An 18,478-nucleotide genomic window follows, 5' to 3' on the forward strand; every position below is an offset into this window, starting at 1 on the left:
GGTCACTGCGCGGATTGCCTGCTGGGCAGCACGATCGGCACCACGAACTCCTCGAGCATCGACCGCTCGTCGTCCTCGTCGTGTCCGGGGAACAGCATCAGCGACGTCATGACACGCACCAGCCAGCGCGCCCGGTGCGCGACCGTGTCCGGGTCGTCGCGCCCCAGCGAGATAACGAACGCCTCGGTGAGCGCCTTGATCACCTCGGACTCCTCGGCCATCTCCGCGCCGATCGGACGCTGCGTCGTGGCGAACCACGAGGCCAGTGCCGGGCTTTCGCGCACGTTGCGCAGCGAGGCGAGCATTCCCTCGATCAGTCGTTCGCGCGGATCGGTCAACGAGTTGATCTGCTCGGTCATCTCGCGGTAGAGCCGATAGCTCTCCCGGTGCACGTAGGCGGTGTAGAGCGCCTCACGGTTCTCGAAGTATCGGTAGAGCGTCGCACGCGAACACCCTGCGGCCGAGGCGATCTCGTGCATCCCGACGGTAGCGGCCTCCTTTTCGGCGAACAACTCGCCCGCGGCGTCGAGGATCCGATCGGCGGCCACCTCGGTGCGGCGTGCCGCGAGCCAGTCGCCAGCCATCAGGCTGTCACCGTGAACGGCACCGACAGCGGACGACGCACATAGCTACCGGGAGCCCAGACGATTTGGTCCTCATCGACCTGGAAGTCGGGAATCCGGCTCAGCAGCTCGGTCAGGGCGACCCGGGATTGCATCCGCGCCGCTGCCGCGCCCAGACAGAAGTGTGCGCCATGGCTGAAGGTCAAGATATTGCGCGGCTCCCTCGTGACATCGAGTTCGGCTGCGTTGGAGCCGAACTCGCGTTCGTCGCGATTGGCCGATCCGTACAGGAACAAGACTTTGCGGCCCTCGGGAATCGTGGTGTCGCCGACGGTGGCGTCCCGGGTGGCGGTGCGGGCCAGGCCCTGCACCGGTGACGTCAGGCGGAGTAACTCGTCGACGGCACCGGGTATCAGCGCCGGGTCGTCGACCAGCATCCGCCGTTGATCCTGGCGCTGGTGCAGCAATTGCATTGTACCGCCGAGCATCCCGGTGGTTGTGTCGTTGCCGCCGGTGACCATCGTGAAGGTGAACGCCAGAATCGACAGGAGACCGTTGATGTCGCCGTCAGCGCCGACGCCTGCGGCCACCAGGTGCGAAATGGTGTCGTCCTCCGGTTCGCGGCGACGCTTCTCGATCAGCTCGGTGAAGTACCCCATCATGGCGCCGATCGCGTCGCCGGCGCTGGTCACTCCGTTGGGTTCGGTACTCGCGGCGACGATCGCGTCGGTCCAGCCGTCGAATTGGTCGCGATCCGCTTCCGGGACACCCAGGTAATGCGCGACCACCATGGACGGCAAGGGTTTGAACAGCTCCTTGACGATGTCGCCGCCGCCATTCGATCTGATGCGCTCGATGCGCTCGACGACGTATGCACGGACCTTCGGCTCGACCGCCTCCACCTGCCGCGGCGTGAATCCGCGGGACACCAGCTTGCGGAACTCGGTGTGCACCGGCGGATCTTGCATCACGAACGGCGGGTTATCCTGTAAGCCAATGAGTTCCAGCTCGCCGTAGTTGACCGTCAGGCCCTGCGCCGATGAGAACGTCTCGTGGTCACGCGCGGCGGTCCAGATGTCCGCATGCCGCGACATCACGTAATAGTCGTGGTCCGGCTTGTCCTCGGGCACCACGTGATGGACGGGGTCGTGGTCGCGCAGCGCGCGGTACATGTCGAAGGGGTTGGCCCACGTATCGGCGTCGGCCAGCTGGAACCGCACCGGGCTGCTATGAGACAGAGTAGCTGTCATGTCTCATTGGTACGACAGTATCCGGGACTGTGTCAATACCCATTCCCGCAGCAGCCGGCCAGTTCGGGCTAGATCGCCGCGCCGGGGTTGAGAATGTTGTCCGGATCGAGCGCCGCCTTGATCCGGCGGTTGAGTTCCATCGCCTCGGGTCCGATCTGACCGGCGAGCCAGGGCCGCTTGAGCCGGCCGACACCGTGCTCACCGGTGATCGTGCCGCCGAGGTTGACCGCAAGATCCATGATCTCCCCGAACGCCCGCTGCGCGCGTTCGGTCATCGCAGCGTCGGCCGGGTCGTAGACGATCAGCGGGTGGGTGTTGCCGTCGCCGGCATGCGCGATGACCGAGATCAACAGGTTGTGGTTGGCTGCGATCTTCGCGACCCCGCCGACCAGGTCAGCCAGCGCGGGCAACGGCACGCCGACGTCCTCGAGCAGCAGCGAGCCCTTCATTTCGACGGCCGGAATGCAGAACCGGCGCGCGGCCACGAACGCCTCACCCTCCTCGGGGTCCGTCGTCGAAAAAACCTCTTTCGCGCCGTGTTCGGTGAATACGCCGGCCATGAACTCCACGTCGGACTGGCCCGCGGGCCCCCTCTCATCTGAGGCGGCGACCAGCATCGCGGCGGCGTCGCGGTCCAGGCCCATCTTCAGCTTGTCCTCGACGGCGTTGATGGCCACGGCGTCCATGAACTCCAACATCGAGGGCCGGATCCTGGCTGTGATGTCGACGACGGCGCGCGCCGCCGACTCGACCGAGTCGAACGTGGCGACCACCGTGCTCGCAGCGTGTTGCGCAGGCAACAGTTTCAGCGTCACCTCGGTGACGACGCCGAGCGTACCCTCGCTGCCGACGAACAGCTTGGTCAACGGCAGACCCGCAACGTCCTTGAGCCGCGGCCCGCCGACCCGCACCGCCGTGCCGTCGGCAAGCACCACCTGCAGCCCGAGGACGTAGTCGGTGGTGACGCCGTACTTCACGCAGCACAGCCCGCCGGCGTTGGTGGCTACGTTGCCGCCGATGCTGCAGATCTCGAAGGACGACGGATCCGGCGGATACCACAGTCCGAACTCCGCGGCGGCCTTCTTGACTTCGGCGTTGAGCAGGCCCGGCTGGACGACGGCCGTGCGGGTGACCGGGTCGACGGTGATGTCCCGCATCTTCTCGGTGGTCAGGATGACGGCGCCGTCGAGCGCCGACGCGCCGCCCGACAGCCCGGTGCCCATGCCGCGCGGCACCACCGCGATCCGATGGGTGCCGGCCCAGCGCAGCACGGCCTGGACGTCCTCGGTGGTGCGCGGTCGCACGACGGCCAGCGCCGTTCCCGCGCCGGGGTCGAAGGCCCGGTCGTGCCGATACGACGCCAGGATGTCGGGGTCGGTGACCACCGCACCGTCGGGCAGTTCGACGACCAGATCGGCCAGGGCGGTGTGCACAGGGCAATCGTACGAGCACGCGCACCGGTCGAAGCAGCGCCGGCGCCGACGGCAATACCGGTACGCCTGTATTGAAAAACCACTCGGCGCGAAACCTCCCGGGATATAGTCGCGCCGTGATCGGCGGGGATCCGCTGGCAGGACGCGACGGTGAACTGGCGACCATTCGCCGCGCGCTCGGCGGGGGTGGGAAACAATCCGGCGTGGTGATCGTCGGGGCCGCGGGGGTGGGCAAGACCCGGCTCGCGCGTGAGGTGCTGGCGCTCGCCGAACGTGCCGGTGAACCGACGAACTGGATCGTGGGCACCGAGTCCGCGCGCTCACTACCGCTGGGCGCCTTCACGGCCATGCTGGGCGACGCGATCGCCGAACCCATGCCCAATATTCGGCACCTGATCAATTCCTTTGTCGCGCAACAACGTCGCGGCCGTATCCTGATCGGTGTCGACGACGCGCACCTGCTCGACGGGCTGTCGGCGCACGTCGTGCACCAGCTGGCGCAGAGCCGGGCGACGCGGCTGGTTGTCACGCTGCGCTCCGGGGTGGACGAGCCCGATGCGATCACCGCGCTGTGGAAGGACGGGCTGCTTGCCCGCCTCGACCTCGAACCGCTGTCGGCGGACGCGGCCCGCGGCATGATCGCCGAGACGCTCGGCGGGGCCGTGGAAGCCCGCAGCGCGCGGCGATTCTGGAAGCTGACCGGAGGTAATGCGCTGTTCCTGCGCCAACTCGTCAAGGACCAGATCGATGCGGGCCACATCCGCCGGCGCGCAGGCGTGTGGGTGTGGGACGGCGACGTCGCGGTGTCCCAGAGCATCAGCGACATGGTCGGCAGGCAACTGCGCAGGCTCACCCCCGAGGTGGCGCTCGTGGTCGACACGCTCTCTCAGTGCGAACCCCTGGGCGTCGACGTGCTCTGCGATCTGGTGGCGCGGGCCGACCTCGAGGCCGCCGAGCGGATGCGGCTGGTGACCGTCGAACGCAGCGGCGGGGAGTTGGTGGCCCGGCTGTCCCACCCCCTCTACGGCGAACTACGCCGGGCGAGCGCAGGCGAGATGTACCTGTGCAAGCTGCGCGGCAGGCTGGCCGAACGGCTCGCCAAGGACCCCGACCCCGACATGCAGGCCACCGTGCGACGCGCACTGCTCGCACTCGAGTCCGACCTGCCGCCCGACCCGCAGTTGTGCCTGCAGGCCGCGCAGCATGCGATGACCCTGCTCGACCTGGAGCTGGCCGACCGGTTCGCAACGGCGGCCGCGGAGGCGGGCGCCGGCGACGCGTTGCTGATCCGGGCGCTCAACCTGCTGCTGCTCGGCCGGGGGGCGCAGGCCGAAGAGGTCCTCGGTGAAATCGCCAGAGACGGCGCCGAAGGATCGCATCAGTGGTCGACGTTGCGGGCGGCCAACCTGCTGTGGATGCTGGGCCGGCTCGACGACGCCGCAACCGTCCTGGCGGAGTTGGCGCAGCAGCAGGAGACGCCGGCGGAGCAGTACGCCCGCGCAGCTGTGGAGGCCTGCGTCGACGCGGCGTCCGCGCGCTGCGACACCGCGGTGCTCAAGGCCAGGGCCGCATTGGATTCCGGGCTGCTGACCGACTTTCACGCGATGATGGCCTCGGTGGCGTTGACCATGGCATTGGGCGCGCTCGGCAGGGCCGACGACCTCAGCGCCGTCGCCCAGTCCGCACTCGACCGCGCGATGACGTCGTTTCAGGCCTCGCACATGCGGTTCTGGTTCGCCAGCGTGTACGCCCGCGCCTGCCGGCTGACCGGGCGCATCGGCGAATGCGGCACGATGGTGCAGCGACTCGCGAACTCGGCACACGAGGTGCCCAGCCTGGCCTACGCGAACCTCACCTCGCTGATGGGTAACGCGGAGCTGATGCGGGGCAATGTGCACACCGCCGTCACGCTCCTGCACGAGGCGCTGGCCGGTGTCGAACGGCACGCTGTCACAACGGGTCTGCGGCCGGCCACCTGCTTCGGGCTGGCCGAGGCACACGCCAAGCTCGGCGAGGGCGAAGCGGCCCGGCAGGCGATCGCCGAAGCGGAGTCGAGTGTGCCCGCCGACTACCTGTACATGCACACCGCGCTGAGCATCTCCACGGGCTGGGCGATGATCGCCAACGGTTGCGTGGGTGAGGCGATCGCCACTGTGCGCGCCGCCGCGAGGCAGGCCCGTGAGCGCAACCAGCCGACCCACGAGCTGGCCTGCCTGCAGGCGGCGGCACAGTGGGGTGACTCCTCGTCGGCGTCGCGTGCGCGTGAACTGGCCGACCGGTTGACCCTGCCGCTGGCCGAAGCCGTTGCCCGCCATCAGGAATCGCTGTGCACCGACAACGGTGAGGGGCTGCTCGAAGCGTCCAGCGCGTATCAGCGGATCGGTGACCTGGTCGCGGCCGCCGATGCCGCCGCACAGGCTGCGGTCGCCTTCACCGGCGGTCAGCAACGCAAGCGCGGCCTGCGCGCCGCCGCGATCGCCAAGGAGGTCAGCGACGCCTGCGGCGGCTTGTGCACGCCCGCCCTGCGAAGCCCGGCCAGTCGGCCGCTCACCGGCAGGCAGCGCGAGGTCGTCGAGTTCGTCGTGGCTGGACTGTCGAACCGTGAGATCGCCACCAGGCTGGTGATGTCGGTTCGCAGCGTCGAGGGCCACATCTACCGGGCGTGCCTGCGAGTCGGCGCGAACTCGCGCGAGGAACTTGCCGACATCGCCAGGCGCGGGCCCGCCGCCGCCAGCTGAGATTCCTCGTCACACCGCCCGGTCGAGTTCGCGCAGCGCGGGTAGGAAGAACGCGACCACGCCGAGCAACAGCATCGGCAGCGACAGCGCGAGGAACGTCACATGCAGCCCCGCCGAGTCGGCGAGCGGCCCGGCGATGATCAGCCCCAGCGGTCCCGCGGCGTAGGCCAGCGACCCCATCACGCCGACCACCCGCCCGCGCAGGTGCTGGGGCGCCCGCGTCTGCATGACGTAGTTGTAGATCGGCTGGATCGGCCCGTAGACCAGGCCCACCACCCCGGACAGCACGAGGATGAGCGGCAGCGGCGGCAGGAACGCGATGACCGTCATGGCCACCCCGAGCGTCAGCACGGCGGTCAGCATGGTGGTCCGCCGGCTCATGTGCCTCGACAGCACCGCATAGCCCAGCGCACCGATCAGCCCGCCGATGCTCAACGCCATCAGAACCCAGCCCAGCTGCGCCGGTTCGTCGCGGTCGGTGAAGTACTTGGGAAACAGCACGCTTTCCATCGGCATGTACAGCCCGGTCGCCGTGAGGTCGACGATCGCCAGCGTGCGCAGCACCCTGTTGTGCCAGACGAACCGCAGGCCCTCCATGATGCCCGCCCAGACCCCCTCCGGGAGCAGGTCACGGTCCGGCCTGCCGGTGCCCTCCAGGCGCAACAGGGCCATGGCGGCGATCGACAACCCGAACGCCCCGGCGGTCACCCACATCGTGTCCACGCCGCCCAGCGTCGCGATCAGCAGTCCGCCGATGCCGGGACCCACGATGTAGGCCAGGTTGAACACCGCCTCGTAGACGCTGTTGGCATGGTCCAGGGTCCACCCGGCACGGCCGGCCGCCTCCGGAAGCATCGTCTCGCGCGCGGTCATCCCGGCCGGGTCGAAGAAGGCGCCCAGCGCGGCCAGAGCGGCCAGCACCGCGACGTTGATCGCCTGCACTCCGGCGGTCAGCGCCAGCACGGGAACCGCGGCAACCGACAGCGCCGACAACGCATCCGAGATCATCGACACCCGTCGTCGCCCCAGGTAGTCGACCGCCGCTCCCGCGATCAGGGTGGCCGCCAGCAGCGGCAGCGTCCCGGCCATGGCCACGATCGAGGCCTCGAGTGCAGACCCGTTGCGCTGCAACACCAGCCATGGAAAGGCGACCAATGAGATGCCGTTGCCCGTACCGGCCATCAGCGCGGCGGACAGGATCAGCAGGATGGGACCGCGCCGGCTTTTCGTCATGGGTTATCGCGCCAGAATCTAACAGCGGCCGGGGTCGCCCGGCATCCCATTTGTGCGCCCGTGCACAGTGGTTGCCGTGACACAGCCCCATCCCCGCACCGGCGCGTCGTTCCCGTCGCCGGTACCGCCGGGTTCGGGGTGGCCGGGTGACCCGGCGGCCACTCGGACCGCGGTGGCCGCGACCGCCGCCGCGGTGACGGCGATGGCGGCGGCGGTGCAAACGGTCGCTGAACTCGACGCCGAGGTGTCGGTGTGCCGGGCATGCCCGCGCCTGGTCGAGTGGCGCGAAGAGGTGGCCCGCAAGCAGGTCGTCAAGCGCAAGTCCTATGCCGACGAGCCCTACTGGGGCCGGCCCGCGACCGGCTTCGGATCGACTCGGCCCCGCATCCTCATCGTCGGCTTGGCGCCCGCCGCCCACGGCGCCAACCGCACCGGACGGGTGTTCACCGGCGACCGCTCGGGCGACTTCCTGTTCGCCGCGCTGCACCGCGCCGGGCTGGCGAACCAGTCGCTCTGCGTGGACGCGGCGGACGGGTTGACCCTGAACGACACACGGGTGGCCGCGGCGGTGCGCTGCGCACCCCCGGCCAATGCGCCGACCCCCGCGGAGCGCGCGGCGTGCGCGCCCTGGCTGGACGCCGAGTGGCGGCTGTTGGCCCCCCATGTCCGCGTGGTCATCGCGCTCGGCGGGTTCGCCTGGCGGGCCGCACTGATGATGCTGCGGACGGGCGGAATCACCGTGCGCACGCCTGCGCCGGTGTTCGGTCACGGCACCACCGCCGACTTCGGCGGCGTCACGCTGATCGGCTGCTACCACCCCAGCCAGCAGAACACTTTCACCGGCAAGCTCACACCGGGCATGCTCGACGACGTGTTCGGGCGGGCCAAGGCGATGGCGTCCGCCGGATAGTCGGCGCACCAGCTCGGGGAACGTCTGTCGGTACGGACGCGTTGTAGCTGCCATGCGGCTCTCCGTCCTCGACCTCGTGCCGGTGCGCACCGACCAGTCGACGTCCGACGCGCTGGCGGCCTCCACCCAGCTCGCGCAGACCGCCGACCGCCTCGGCTACACGCGTTACTGGGTCGCCGAGCACCACAACATGCCCGCGGTGGCGGCGACCAGCCCGCCGGTGCTGATCGCGCACCTGGCCGCCCACACCGAGCACCTGCGGCTCGGGTCGGGCGGAGTGATGCTGCCCAACCACGCTCCGCTGGCGGTGGCCGAGCAGTTCGCGCTTCTCGAGGCGGCGCATCCCGGCCGGATCGACCTCGGCATCGGCCGCGCGCCCGGCTCGGATCCGGTGACCTCGATGGCGCTGCGCGGCGCCGCGGGCCGTGACGATCGGGACATCGAGGCGTTCCCCGACTACCTCGACGATGTCGCCGCGCTGATGGGCGCCCGTGGTGTGCGGGTGCCGATCCCGAACCAGCGCTACGTCCTGAAAGCCACGCCTGCGGCTGTCACCGAGCCTCGGCTCTGGCTGCTCGGCTCCTCGATGTACTCGGCGCATCTGGCCGCGGCCAAGGGCCTGCCGTATGTGTTCGCCCACCACTTCTCGGGGCAGGGCACCGCCGAGGCGCTGGCGGTGTACCGGTCGGAGTTTCGGCCCAGCCGGCGGACACCGGAACCGGTGACGTTTCTGACGGTCAACGCGGTGGTGGCCGAGACAACCGACGAGGCAACGGCTTTGGCGCTGCCCAACCTGCAGATGATGGCGCGGTTGCGAACCGGCCAGCCGTTGGGTGCGCTCGATCTCGTCGAGGATGCCCAGCAGCAGGACCTCGCCCCCGACGCCCAGCGGATCGCCGAGAGTGCGTTCGGACGCGCGGTCGTCGGTGACCCGACGGCTGCTGCCGATCAGATGCAAGCGCTCGCCGAGAAGTTCGGTGTCGACGAGATCATGGTCAACCCGATCGCTTCGGCGCGCCGCGGCACGGCGCCGGCGACCGCGCCTGCGCGTCAGCAGACGTTGGAACTGCTGGCCAAAGAACTCTTCTGACTATGTTCTCGGGGTCAGGCGGACCACCGGGATAGGACGTGTGGTGCGCTTCTGATATCCCTTGTAGCGGTTCTTGTTTCCCCGCATGTCGTTCACGATCTCCCACAGCCGCGGGAAGTCGGGGTCGTCATGGGTGACCGGAGTGGCCGTCACCGGGATCCGCTTGGGGCCGACGTTGATCTCCACGTTCGGGTCGGCTTTGAGGTTGTGGTACCACCCCGGCGCCCTGGGCTCACCGCCCATCGAGGCGACGACGAGGTAGTCGTCGCCGTCGCGCGCGTAGCTGAGCGTGTTGGCCCGATGCCGGCCGGTCTTGGCGCCGACCGTGCGAAGGATCAGGTTCGGCGGCCCACCGGGGATGGTGTGGCCGATCCGGCCGTCGGTCGATTTGTAGACCTTGTCGTGCAGCAGCAGTAAGCGGTATGCGATGTGCTTCTCCCACCACGGCATTCCCATGGCGCTCAGTCTGGCGCAGCGGAGTCCAGTTGCGCCAGTGCCTCTCGCAGAAGGCGGCCGGACTCCTCGCGGTCGGGGTCGCGCCGAAGCAGCATGTTCTTCACGAACGACACCTTGTCGCCGCTGCGTCGAGGGACCACGTGCAGGTGGATGTGGAAGACCGACTGGAACGCGGACTTACCGTCGTTGATGACGACGTTGTTGCCGTCGGCGTGCAGGCCCGAGATCCGCGCGGCGCGGGCGATGCGTTGACCGATCCTGGCCATCGCGGCGACGGTCTCCGCCGGAGTGTCGGTGAGGTCGACGGTGTGTTCTTTTGGAATGACCAGGGTGTGGCCCCGGGCGAAGGGCCGGATGTCGAGCAGGGCCAGGTAGTCGTCGTCCTCGTAAATGCGGACGGCGGGCGCCTCGCAGGCGACGATGGCACAGAACACACACGACATGCCCGCCACGGTAGCGGTCACGAACTACGCTGCGCCCTGTGGACACCAGCGACATCGCCTTCGCCGGCGCCGCTGAACAGGCGCGGATGCTGGCCGCCGGCACCATCACCGCGGTGGATTTGCTGCAGATCCACCTCGACCGCATCGAGCGGTTGGACTCGCTGCTGCGGTCGTACCGGGTGGTGCGGTCCGACGGTGCGCGGCGCGAGGCCGCGGCTGCCCAGGACCGGCTCGACGCCGGGGAACGGCTGCCGCTGCTGGGTGTGCCGATCGCGATCAAGGACGACGTCGACGTGGCGGGTGAGACGACGACGTTTGGCAGCGCGGCGCACGGTCCGGCCAAGGCCGACGACGCCGAGGTGGTTCGGCGGTTACGTGCGGCCGGCGCGGTGATCATCGGCAAGACCGCGGTGCCGGAGATGATGATCTGGCCGTTCACCGAGACGGTGACCTACGGCGCGACCCGCAACCCCTGGAACGCCGATTACGCGCCCGGGGGCAGCAGTGGCGGCAGCGGCGCGGCGGTGGCCGCCGGTCTTGCCGCGATGGCATTGGGCTCCGACGGGATGGGCTCCATCCGGATTCCGTCGACGTGGTGCGGGTTGTTCGGACTGAAACTGCAACGCGACCGGGTGCCGCTGGGGCCGCACAACGATGCGTGGAACGGGTTGAGCGTGAACGGGCCGATCGCCAGGACAGTCGCCGACGCGGCGTTGTTCCTCGACGCGTCGACCGGACAGTCGTCCTTCGGCGCAGCCGCGGCCACCGACCCGGGCCGATTGCGGATCGCGGTGAGCATCAGGGTGCCTCCGCCGCTGATGGCCCGGGTCGGCGCTCCGCAGCGGGCGGTGGTCGACGAAGCGGTCGCGCTGCTTCGGGAGCTCGGCCACGAGGTGGTGATCCGCGACATCGATTATCCGAGATCGGCTGTCGCACATGCATTGTCGCGATACTTCCGGGGTGTGTACGACGACGTGCAGACGCTGCCGCATCCAGGCCGGCTGGAGGCGCGCACGCGTACGTTCGCACGGCTGGGCGGGCTGGTCGGCGACGCGCGCATGCGCCGGATCAGGGCCGCGGAAAGCGTGTTGTCCGACCGCATCCTGTCGATCTTCGACAGGGCCGACGTGGTGCTCACACCCGGAACGGCCACCGGGCCATCACGCATCGGCGCCTACCAACGGCGGGGCGCGGTCTCGACGTTGGCGTTGGTGGCGGCGCGGGTGCCGTTCCAGGCGATCTTCAACGTGACGGGTCAGCCCGCCGCCGTCGTTCCCTGGGGTCTCGACCACCACGGGATTCCGACGTCAGTTCAGTTGGTGGGCAGGCCGTTCGGTGAGGCGACACTGCTGTCGTTGAGTGCTCAGCTCGAGAACGCGCGGCCGTGGGCGCACCGGCGGCCCCCGGTGTCCTAGCTCAGCGCCTCGCGCCAGGCTGCCGACTTGTCCGCATACGGCATGGTCTGAGCGGGACTCGTCGACGGCAGTCGCCGGTACTCGAGGTTTCGTGTGAGCGTCACCAGCCGGCGGAAGTTCTTCTGCGCGGCTGCGCCGTTGAACAGCACCCGGGTGATGCCCGGATGGCGCTCGAACAACACCTCGAAGTCGTTGGGCACCATGCTGTCCGGCTCCACCGCCGAGTCCAGGCTGCCGATGCGCCGGCAAGAATGCAGCACATCCCACACGGCGAGTCCGCGATCCGTCAGCGCCGACACCCGTTCGGCGTAGGCGTCGTCCTCGGCGAAGCCGGCGATCCCGCCCATGATCCGCCAGAAGGCATTGCGCGGGTTCCCGTAGTACTGCTGGGATGTCAGTGACATCACGCTGGGCATGTTGCCCAGGATCAGGGTGTGCGCGCCGCGGTCGATGATCGGCGGCAGCCCGTACAACACCGGTGAGGTCATCACGTTCGACTATCCCACGCGGTATACGTTGAGGCGATGGCCGATGAGTACGACCTCGACGCGTCCGGTCTGCTCGACGGGCTCGACGGTGCCGCCCGCGCCGAGCGTGCGGAACTCCTCTCGTGGCTGCTGGACGAAGGCATCACCGTCGAGCAGATCCGCAACGTGTTCATGCCGATGCTGCTTCCCGCGCGCCGCGTCCTCGGCGACGACGGCACCTATGTCTCGGCGCGGGAGACCAGTGAGAAGACGGGCCTCGACCTGGACCTGCTGCAGCGCATCCAGCATGCGATGGGCTTGCCGACGGTCGACGACCCCGATGCGGCCGTGTACCTTCGCGCCGACGCCGAGGCCGCCACGTTCGCCCAGCGTTTCATCGAGATGGGCATCGAGCCCGATCAGATCGTGCAGATCACCCGGTTGCTCGCCGACGGGTTGTCCCGCGCAGCCGAGACGATGCGCTACGCCGGCCTGGCGTCGGTGCTCGATCCCTCGGCATCCGAACTCGTCATCGCCAAGAACACCGAAGCGCTGATGCGTGCGGCCGACCCGTTGCTCGGGCCGATGATCCAGGAGATGCTGCGGCTGCAACTTCGGCACCTGATGGAGACGGAGGCCATCAGTGCTTCCGAACGCGCAGAGGGACAACGGCTGCCGGGTGCTCGCCTGGTGACCATCGCTTTCGCCGACCTCGTCGGATTCACCCGCCTCGGTGAGGTGGTGCCGCCGGAGGACCTGGAGCGTCTCGCTCACCGGCTCTCCGATCTCGCGCACGAGGTGTCGGTGCCGCCCGTCCGGTTCGTCAAGACCATCGGTGACGAGGTCATGCTCGTCAGCCCCGACCCGGTGCCGCTGCTGGAGGCGGTGCTGACGCTCAGTCAGCAGACCGAGGGCGACGACGATCTGCCGCGGTTGCGTGTCGGGCTGGCGACCGGGATGGCGGTCAGCCGGGCCGGTGACTGGTTCGGTGGCGCCGTCAACCTCGCCAGCCGCGTCACCGGTGCCGCCCGGCCGGCGTCGGTGCTCGCCTCGGAGACCACGCGCGACGCCATTGGCGACGACGAGCGATTCACGTGGTCGTTCGCGGGCGCCCGACACCTCAAGGGCATCAAGTCCGACGTCAAGCTGTTCCGGGTGCGTCGGGCCGGCGACTGACCGAACTTGTCGGACCCTCGAACTAGTGTTCGATTCATGGTCCCGGTCAGACCCAGCGTCGACGCCGTCTACGACGAGTTGGAGGCCGCGTTGGTGAAGGTGGCCGAGTTGTCCTACGACTCGCTGTCGCCGGCTGAGGTGTTGGCTGTGTTGGCCCGTCGTGAGGCTTTTCGGTGCGGTGTCTGCGGTCGATCATGTGTTGATCGGTCAGCTGGCCGCCGATGCGGTGCCCCATGAGGTGGGCGCCGCTTCGTGGCCGGATGCATTGGCCTCCGCGTTGCGGATCTCGATGAAGGAGGCCAACCGGCGGGTCGCCTCGGCGCAGGTGCTGGGGCCGCGGCGGGCATTGACCGGTGAGCCGTTGGTGCCGGTGTTGGAGCGCACCGCGGCCGCACAGGCCCGCGGGGAGTTGGGCGCCGAGCACGTGGCGATCATCGAGCGGTTCTTCGCCAAGCTGCCGGGCCACGTCGACTATCAGGCCCGCGAGTTGGCCGAGGCAGACCTGGCCACGGTGGGCGCCGGGCTGCGCCCCGAGCACCTCACCAAGGTCGCCGACCGGTTGATGCTGCTGCTCGATGAGGACGGTCCGATGCCCAACGACAAGGAGCGGGCGCGGCGTCGGTTCTTCACCGTCGGCGCGCAGGGCAGCGATGGGATGAGCAAGGTGCACGGGCTGCTCGACCCGCAGGCGCGCGCGACGCTGGATGCGGTTCTGGCCAAGCTCGCCGCGCCCGGGATGTGCAATCCGGGCGACGAAAACCCCTGCGTCGAGGGCGAACCCAGCCGGGCGCACCAGGCCGGCGATACCCGCACCACCGGCCAGCGCAACCACGACGCGTTGACCGCGATGGGCCGGGCGCTGCTGGCCTCAGGAGAGCTGGGCCAGCACAACGGACTGCCGAGCACCATTGTCGTGACGACGACGCTCAAGGAGTTGGAGTCGGCCGCGGGCTTCGCCGTCACCGGCGGCGGCACCCTGTTGCCGATGGCCGATCTGATCGCCATGGCTGCCACCAGCCACCACTATCTGGTGGTCTATGAGAACCACCGCGAGGTGCCGATGTATCTCGGACGCGCCAAGCGGCTGGCCACGCCGGCACAGCGCCTGGTGCTCTATTCGCGCGACCGCGGCTGCACCAGACCTGGTTGCACCGCGTCGGCCTACCGGGCTCAGGTGCATCACGCGGCCAAGGACTGGGCCGACGACGGCCAAACCAACATCGACGAGCTCACGCTGGCGTGCGGGCCGGACAACCGGCTGGTCGAAAAGGGCGGCTGGCGCACCCGCATCCGTCCCGACGGCCGCATCGAGTGGCTGCCGCCGCCGGCGATGGACACCGGACAGGACCGGGTCAACAACTACCACCGCCCCGAGAAGTACCTGCTCCCCGAAGAAGACCAAGGATCGTAGGGGACAACGCTGTTGCCCACTTTCCGGGTCATCGGGCCTCGCCGAGGCTTACCATCGGACGATGAGCCGGATCGTCAACCTTGCGTGGGTGGTCGTGGTGATGGCGGCGACTGCGGTGGCTGGCGCCGGCGTCGGAAGCGCCGGCCCCGGCGATCCCCCGCCGCCGTGTGCATACACGTTGTCACCGCCGCAGGTGGTTCAGGCCGAGGGGGGCAGCCGCGTCACGGCCACGGTCACGGTCGCCGGCTGTGCGGGCGCGTTCCGGCCTGGATACAGCGTGGCGTGTGTGTACGTCGACGGCCAGGACTCGCAGGGTCAGTGCACGCAGGCAAGGGGCCCGGCCCCCGCGCACGTGTTCTTCGAGCCCTACCAGCCCGGCGCGACGTACCGCTCGACGGGCCGCGGCTGCGGCACGTTGTTCTGGGATGCGTACGCACCCAACTGCCAGGTGCTCGGCCCGGTCACCGCGACACTGTAGGCGACACTGAAGCGCCGCTACCGGTTCGGTGAGAAGCGGCGCAGCCGAAGGCTGTTGGTCACCACGAACACCGAACTGAACGCCATCGCCGCACCCGCGATCATCGGGTTCAACAGCCCCGCCGCAGCCAGTGGCAGCGCCGCGACGTTGTAGGCGAACGCCCAGAACAGATTCCCCTTGATCGTCGACAACGTCTTGCGCGACAACCGGATCGCGTCCGGTACCGCCCGTAGGTCGTCGCGTACCAGGGTCAGGTCACTGGCCTCGATGGCGACGTCCGTGCCGCTTCCCATCGCCAGCCCGAGATCGGCCTGCGCCAGAGCCGCGGCGTCGTTCACGCCGTCGCCCACCATCGCGACCACCTTGCCCTGCGACTGCAGTCGCTCGACGGCGACGACCTTGTCTTCGGGTAGCACCTCGGCGATGACCTCGTCGATGCCGACCTGTCGGGCGACCGTGCGCGCCACGGCCTCGTTGTCACCGGTCAGCATCAGCGGTGTCAACCCGAGATCGCGAAGCAGTGCAATGGCCTCGGCCGAAGTCGGTTTCACGGCGTCCGCCACCACCAGCACCCCGTGCACGCGGCCCGCCCAGCCGACGGCGATCGCCGTCCGGCCTTGTGAATCTGCCTGCCGCATGGCGTCTTCGAGAGATTGCGGGAAGTCTTGTGATGCGAACAGCCGCGCGCGCCCGGCCACCACCTCTCGCCCTTCGACGGTGCCCCGCACGCCGAGCCCGCGCATGTTGGTGAAGGCTGTCACCGCAGGCAGCTCACCCAGCTTGTCGCGCGCACCGGCGGCGATCGCCTTGGCGATGGGATGTTCCGAACCGTCCTCCACGGCGCCCGCGAGCCGCAGCACGTCGTCGGCACGTGAGCCATCGGCGTTGATCACGTCGAGCAGCGTCATCGCTCCGGTGGTGATCGTGCCGGTCTTGTCCATAACCACGGTGTCGATCCGCCGCGTGGACTCAAGCACCTCCGGACCCTTGATCAGGATCCCGAGCTGCGCGCCGCGGCCCGTGCCGACCATCAGCGCGGTCGGCGTCGCCAGGCCCAGCGCGCACGGGCACGCGATGATCAACACCGCCACCGCCGCCGTGAGCGCCGCCGCGACGGAACCGCCTGTGCCGAGCCAGAACCCGAGTGTCGCGACCGCCAACACGATCACCACCGGCACGAATACCGCAGAGATCCGGTCGGCCAGCCGCTGCGCTTCGGCCTTGCCGCTCTGTGCCCGCTCTACGAGGCGGGCCATCTGCGCCAATTGGGTGTCCGAGCCGATCCGATTCGCCCGTACCAGGAGCCGGCCGTCGACGTTGACCGTGGCGCCCACCACCTGCTCGCCGGGGCCGACCTCCACCGGGACCGACTCGCCGGTCAGCATCGACGCGTCGACGGCCGAGCTGCCCTCGACGACCACTCCGTCGGTGGCGATCTTCTCTCCCGGCCGGACCACGAACTCGTCGCCGACCCGCAGCCGGTCGATCGGAATACGCTGTTCGACACCGTTCTTGCGGACGACGACATCCTTGGCTCCCAGCTCGAGCAGGGCGCGCAGCGCGGCGCCGGCCCGGCGCTTGGACCGCGCCTCGAAATAGCGGCCGGCCAGGATGAACGTGGTCACACCGGCAGCGACCTCGAAGTACACGTTGCCGGTGCCGGTGCCGTCGACGCGCGACAGCGTGAACTCGAACCCGTGCGTCATCCCCGGGGCACCGGCAGTGCCCCAGAACAGCGCGTAGACCGACCAGCCCAGTGCGGCCAGCGTGCCCATGGACACCAGCGTGTCCATCGTGGTGGTGCCGTGCCGAAGGTTCGTCCATGCCGCCCGGTGGAACGGCCACGCGCCCCACACCACGACCGGAGCCGCCAGCGTGAACGACAACCACTGCCAGTTGGTGAACTGCAGCGAAGGCACCATCGCCATCGCGATCACGGGGATCGTCAGCGCCGCCGAGATCAACAGCCGCTGGCGCAGCGGCGCGGTCGGATCCTCTTCGACCACCGCGTCGGCGACCTGGTCATCGTCCGGCATGCGGGCCTGATATCCCGCCGCCTCGACCGTCGCGACAAGCGCTTCGGGGCTCACATCGCCTGCATACTCGACGCTCGCCTTCTCGGTGGCGAAGTTCACCGTCGCGGTGACGCCGTCGATCTTGTTGAGCTTGCGTTCGATCCGGTTCGCACAAGAGGCACAGGTCATGCCCTCGATCGACAACTCGAGGGTGGCGGTGTCGGTGGCCGGGTTGTCAGTGGCCATGGTCGTCATCGCTGTGCTCCGCGGTGGTGGCGGGTGCCTGCTCAGCCTCGTCGACCGACACGGTGAACTCCGCGGTGCGCACCACGTCGCCGTGTTGGAAGTCGAGGAACAGCCGGTAGTCACCCGAACTGGGGAAGGTGGTGTGGAAATCGATGTCCGGCCCGGCGGCGGTGGTGCCGTCACCAGATTCGCCCGCCGGGTGCACGTGCAGATACGCCAGGTCGGCGGCGCGCAGGGCGACGAGATGACCGTATGCGCCCAGATACGGCTGCAGATCGTCGGTCGGCGCGCCGTCGTGCGCAACCGACAAGGTCAGCATCGACGCCTCGCCGGCCTTCGGTGTACCGGTCAAGGTGACGGTGTAGCCGTCGACCGCCGACCGCGCTTGCACGGCGGGCAGGGGCCTGGGGTCGTAGTCGCCGCCGACGTGGATGTTGGCGCCCAGCGTCAGGTGCGGGCCGCCGGTGGGAACGAAGTCGGCGAATACCCGATAGTCCCCGGGGCGGCTCAGATCCGCCGGTACCTGCCAGTCGCCCGACGGGTCGAGCACCGGATGCAGATGCTGGTAGGCGGTCAGGTCGTTGCGCACGACGATCAGGTGCATCAGCTTGTCGTGCGCCTCGTCGTACCGGGTCACCGGTGTGCCGTCGGCGCCGAGGATGCGGAAACGCAACACGGATTCGGGGTCGGCGGGGTAGATCGTCTCGGCCAAGTCGAGCGTGTGGCCGTCCTGGGTCGACTGCAATCCTGCGGGCGGCTCATCGGCTGCGGCGGGCGCGGTGTGCTGCGGCGCGGCGCCGTCGGGGCCCACGGTCTTGCCGACCCAGATTGCCACCGCGAACACCGTCGCGAGCGCGACGATGAAGGCGGCGATCCGGGTACCCGTGCGCATCAGTCGGCCAGCCGGTAGCCCGCGTCTTCCACGGCGCTCTTGATCGCGGCCCGTTCCACCGGGGTGTCGCTGCCGATGGTGACCACACCGCTGGCGACGTCGACCTCGACAGAGGTGACGCCGGCGATCTCGCCGATCTCCTCACGCACGGAGGTCTCGCAATGTCCGCAGGTCATGCCGGTCACGGTCACAGTCGTCGTGGTCATGTCACCCACCATACCTATACCCCTATAGGGTATGCAAACCCGCGCCGCCGAGGGCC

The 18,478-nt window shown here is 69.1% G+C and carries 17 protein-coding genes; 7 read left to right on the top strand and 10 right to left on the bottom strand.

Annotated features, from left to right (window positions below; genetic code table 11):
• Positions 1-2: 2 nt before the first annotated feature.
• From K3G64_RS15100 to K3G64_RS15110, 3 genes are all read right to left on the bottom strand, one after another.
• Positions 3-584, bottom strand: coding sequence for a TetR/AcrR family transcriptional regulator (locus K3G64_RS15100; RefSeq protein WP_238885418.1), 582 nt, complete (start codon positions 582-584; stop codon positions 3-5).
• Positions 584-1,813: a cytochrome P450 gene (locus K3G64_RS15105; protein ID WP_238885419.1), complete on the bottom strand. Its 1,230-nt coding sequence runs from the start codon at positions 1,811-1,813 to the stop codon at positions 584-586. The genes K3G64_RS15100 and K3G64_RS15105 overlap by 1 nt, the downstream gene beginning before the upstream one ends.
• Positions 1,814-1,881: 68 nt before the next feature.
• The gene (locus K3G64_RS15110) at positions 1,882-3,246 is read right to left on the bottom strand and encodes an FAD-binding oxidoreductase (RefSeq protein ID WP_238885420.1); all 1,365 of its coding nucleotides are present in this window, start codon (positions 3,244-3,246) and stop codon (positions 1,882-1,884) included.
• Positions 3,247-3,362: 116 nt separating this feature from the next.
• On the opposite strand from K3G64_RS15110, the gene K3G64_RS15115 reads away from it, so the two are divergent.
• Positions 3,363-5,984 carry a LuxR C-terminal-related transcriptional regulator gene (locus K3G64_RS15115; protein WP_238885421.1) on the top strand — a complete coding sequence of 874 codons (2,622 nt, stop codon included), beginning with the start codon at positions 3,363-3,365 and terminating at the stop codon, positions 5,982-5,984.
• A gap of 9 nt (positions 5,985-5,993) precedes the next feature.
• On the opposite strand, the gene K3G64_RS15120 is transcribed toward K3G64_RS15115, so the two are convergent.
• A complete protein-coding gene (locus tag K3G64_RS15120) occupies positions 5,994-7,217 on the bottom strand; it encodes an MFS transporter (protein WP_238885422.1) in 1,224 nt (407 codons plus the stop codon).
• A gap of 76 nt (positions 7,218-7,293) precedes the next feature.
• Here K3G64_RS15120 and K3G64_RS15125 point away from each other — a divergent pair, with 76 nt between their 5' ends.
• Both K3G64_RS15125 and K3G64_RS15130 read left to right on the top strand, forming a co-directional pair.
• Positions 7,294-8,127: a uracil-DNA glycosylase gene (locus tag K3G64_RS15125; RefSeq protein ID WP_305071259.1), complete on the top strand. Its 834-nt coding sequence runs from the start codon at positions 7,294-7,296 to the stop codon at positions 8,125-8,127.
• A gap of 52 nt (positions 8,128-8,179) precedes the next feature.
• On the top strand, positions 8,180-9,217 hold the full coding sequence (locus tag K3G64_RS15130; RefSeq protein WP_238885423.1) for an LLM class flavin-dependent oxidoreductase: 1,038 nt from the start codon (positions 8,180-8,182) through the stop codon (positions 9,215-9,217).
• Here the strand turns inward: K3G64_RS15130 and K3G64_RS15135 are convergent, their stop codons facing one another.
• Together K3G64_RS15135 and K3G64_RS15140 are read right to left on the bottom strand one after the other, a co-directional pair.
• Positions 9,218-9,673 (bottom strand): nitroreductase family deazaflavin-dependent oxidoreductase, encoded by a 456-nt coding sequence (locus tag K3G64_RS15135; protein ID WP_238885424.1) that lies wholly within the window; start codon positions 9,671-9,673, stop codon positions 9,218-9,220.
• Between the two features lie 5 nt (positions 9,674-9,678).
• Positions 9,679-10,116, bottom strand: a complete 438-nt coding sequence (locus tag K3G64_RS15140; RefSeq protein WP_238950694.1) for an HIT family protein — start codon at positions 10,114-10,116, stop codon at positions 9,679-9,681.
• 38 nt (positions 10,117-10,154) lie between these two features.
• Between K3G64_RS15140 and K3G64_RS15145 the strand changes: the two genes are divergently transcribed.
• A complete protein-coding gene (locus tag K3G64_RS15145) occupies positions 10,155-11,531 on the top strand; it encodes an amidase (RefSeq protein WP_238885425.1) in 1,377 nt (458 codons plus the stop codon).
• On the opposite strand, the gene K3G64_RS15150 is transcribed toward K3G64_RS15145, so the two are convergent.
• Entirely contained in the window at positions 11,528-12,019 is a 492-nt protein-coding gene (locus tag K3G64_RS15150) for a DNA-deoxyinosine glycosylase (RefSeq protein WP_238950695.1), read from the bottom strand. The genes K3G64_RS15145 and K3G64_RS15150 overlap by 4 nt on opposite strands.
• 36 nt (positions 12,020-12,055) lie before the next feature.
• Here K3G64_RS15150 and K3G64_RS15155 point away from each other — a divergent pair, with 36 nt between their 5' ends.
• From K3G64_RS15155 to K3G64_RS15165, 3 genes are all read left to right on the top strand, one after another.
• Entirely contained in the window at positions 12,056-13,174 is a 1,119-nt protein-coding gene (locus K3G64_RS15155; protein WP_238885426.1) for an adenylate/guanylate cyclase domain-containing protein, read from the top strand.
• 178 nt (positions 13,175-13,352) lie between these two features.
• Positions 13,353-14,585, top strand: coding sequence for an HNH endonuclease signature motif containing protein (locus K3G64_RS15160; protein ID WP_238885428.1), 1,233 nt, complete (start codon positions 13,353-13,355; stop codon positions 14,583-14,585).
• 61 nt (positions 14,586-14,646) lie between these two features.
• Complete coding sequence (locus K3G64_RS15165) at positions 14,647-15,063, top strand: hypothetical protein (protein ID WP_238885429.1); 417 nt, start codon at positions 14,647-14,649, stop codon at positions 15,061-15,063.
• A 17-nt stretch (positions 15,064-15,080) separates the two neighbouring features.
• On the opposite strand, the gene K3G64_RS15170 is transcribed toward K3G64_RS15165, so the two are convergent.
• The 3 genes from K3G64_RS15170 to K3G64_RS15180 are packed head-to-tail and all read right to left on the bottom strand — an operon-like array spanning position 15,081 to position 18,422.
• Positions 15,081-17,324 (bottom strand): heavy metal translocating P-type ATPase, encoded by a 2,244-nt coding sequence (locus K3G64_RS15170; RefSeq protein ID WP_370647201.1) that lies wholly within the window; start codon positions 17,322-17,324, stop codon positions 15,081-15,083.
• Positions 17,314-18,216, bottom strand: a complete 903-nt coding sequence (locus K3G64_RS15175; protein ID WP_238885433.1) for a hypothetical protein — start codon at positions 18,214-18,216, stop codon at positions 17,314-17,316. Before K3G64_RS15175 ends, K3G64_RS15170 begins: the two co-directional genes overlap by 11 nt.
• On the bottom strand, positions 18,216-18,422 hold the full coding sequence (locus K3G64_RS15180) for a heavy-metal-associated domain-containing protein (RefSeq protein WP_238885435.1): 207 nt from the start codon (positions 18,420-18,422) through the stop codon (positions 18,216-18,218). The genes K3G64_RS15175 and K3G64_RS15180 overlap by 1 nt, the downstream gene beginning before the upstream one ends.
• Between the last annotated feature and the right edge of the window lie 56 nt (positions 18,423-18,478).

This window comes from Mycobacterium sp. IDR2000157661 (assembly GCF_022317005.1).
Classification (GTDB): Bacteria; Actinomycetota; Actinomycetes; order Mycobacteriales; family Mycobacteriaceae; genus Mycobacterium.

Bases quoted from the DNA above. Each gene is read 5' to 3' on its own strand.
- K3G64_RS15180 (WP_238885435.1), bottom strand. From the start codon at position 18,422: ATGACCACGACGACTGTGACCGTGACCGGCATGACCTGCGGACATTGC.
- K3G64_RS15100 (WP_238885418.1), bottom strand. From the start codon at position 584: ATGGCTGGCGACTGGCTCGCGGCACGCCGCACCGAGGTGGCCGCCGAT.
- K3G64_RS15135 (WP_238885424.1), bottom strand. From the start codon at position 9,673: ATGGGAATGCCGTGGTGGGAGAAGCACATCGCATACCGCTTACTGCTG.
- K3G64_RS15120 (WP_238885422.1), bottom strand. From the start codon at position 7,217: ATGACGAAAAGCCGGCGCGGTCCCATCCTGCTGATCCTGTCCGCCGCG.
- K3G64_RS15140 (WP_238950694.1), bottom strand. From the start codon at position 10,116: ATGTCGTGTGTGTTCTGTGCCATCGTCGCCTGCGAGGCGCCCGCCGTC.
- K3G64_RS15105 (WP_238885419.1), bottom strand. From the start codon at position 1,813: ATGACAGCTACTCTGTCTCATAGCAGCCCGGTGCGGTTCCAGCTGGCC.
- K3G64_RS15130 (WP_238885423.1), top strand. From the start codon at position 8,180: ATGCGGCTCTCCGTCCTCGACCTCGTGCCGGTGCGCACCGACCAGTCG.
- K3G64_RS15165 (WP_238885429.1), top strand. From the start codon at position 14,647: ATGAGCCGGATCGTCAACCTTGCGTGGGTGGTCGTGGTGATGGCGGCG.
- K3G64_RS15155 (WP_238885426.1), top strand. From the start codon at position 12,056: ATGGCCGATGAGTACGACCTCGACGCGTCCGGTCTGCTCGACGGGCTC.
- K3G64_RS15170 (WP_370647201.1), bottom strand. From the start codon at position 17,324: ATGGCCACTGACAACCCGGCCACCGACACCGCCACCCTCGAGTTGTCG.
- K3G64_RS15175 (WP_238885433.1), bottom strand. From the start codon at position 18,216: ATGCGCACGGGTACCCGGATCGCCGCCTTCATCGTCGCGCTCGCGACG.
- K3G64_RS15150 (WP_238950695.1), bottom strand. From the start codon at position 12,019: ATGACCTCACCGGTGTTGTACGGGCTGCCGCCGATCATCGACCGCGGC.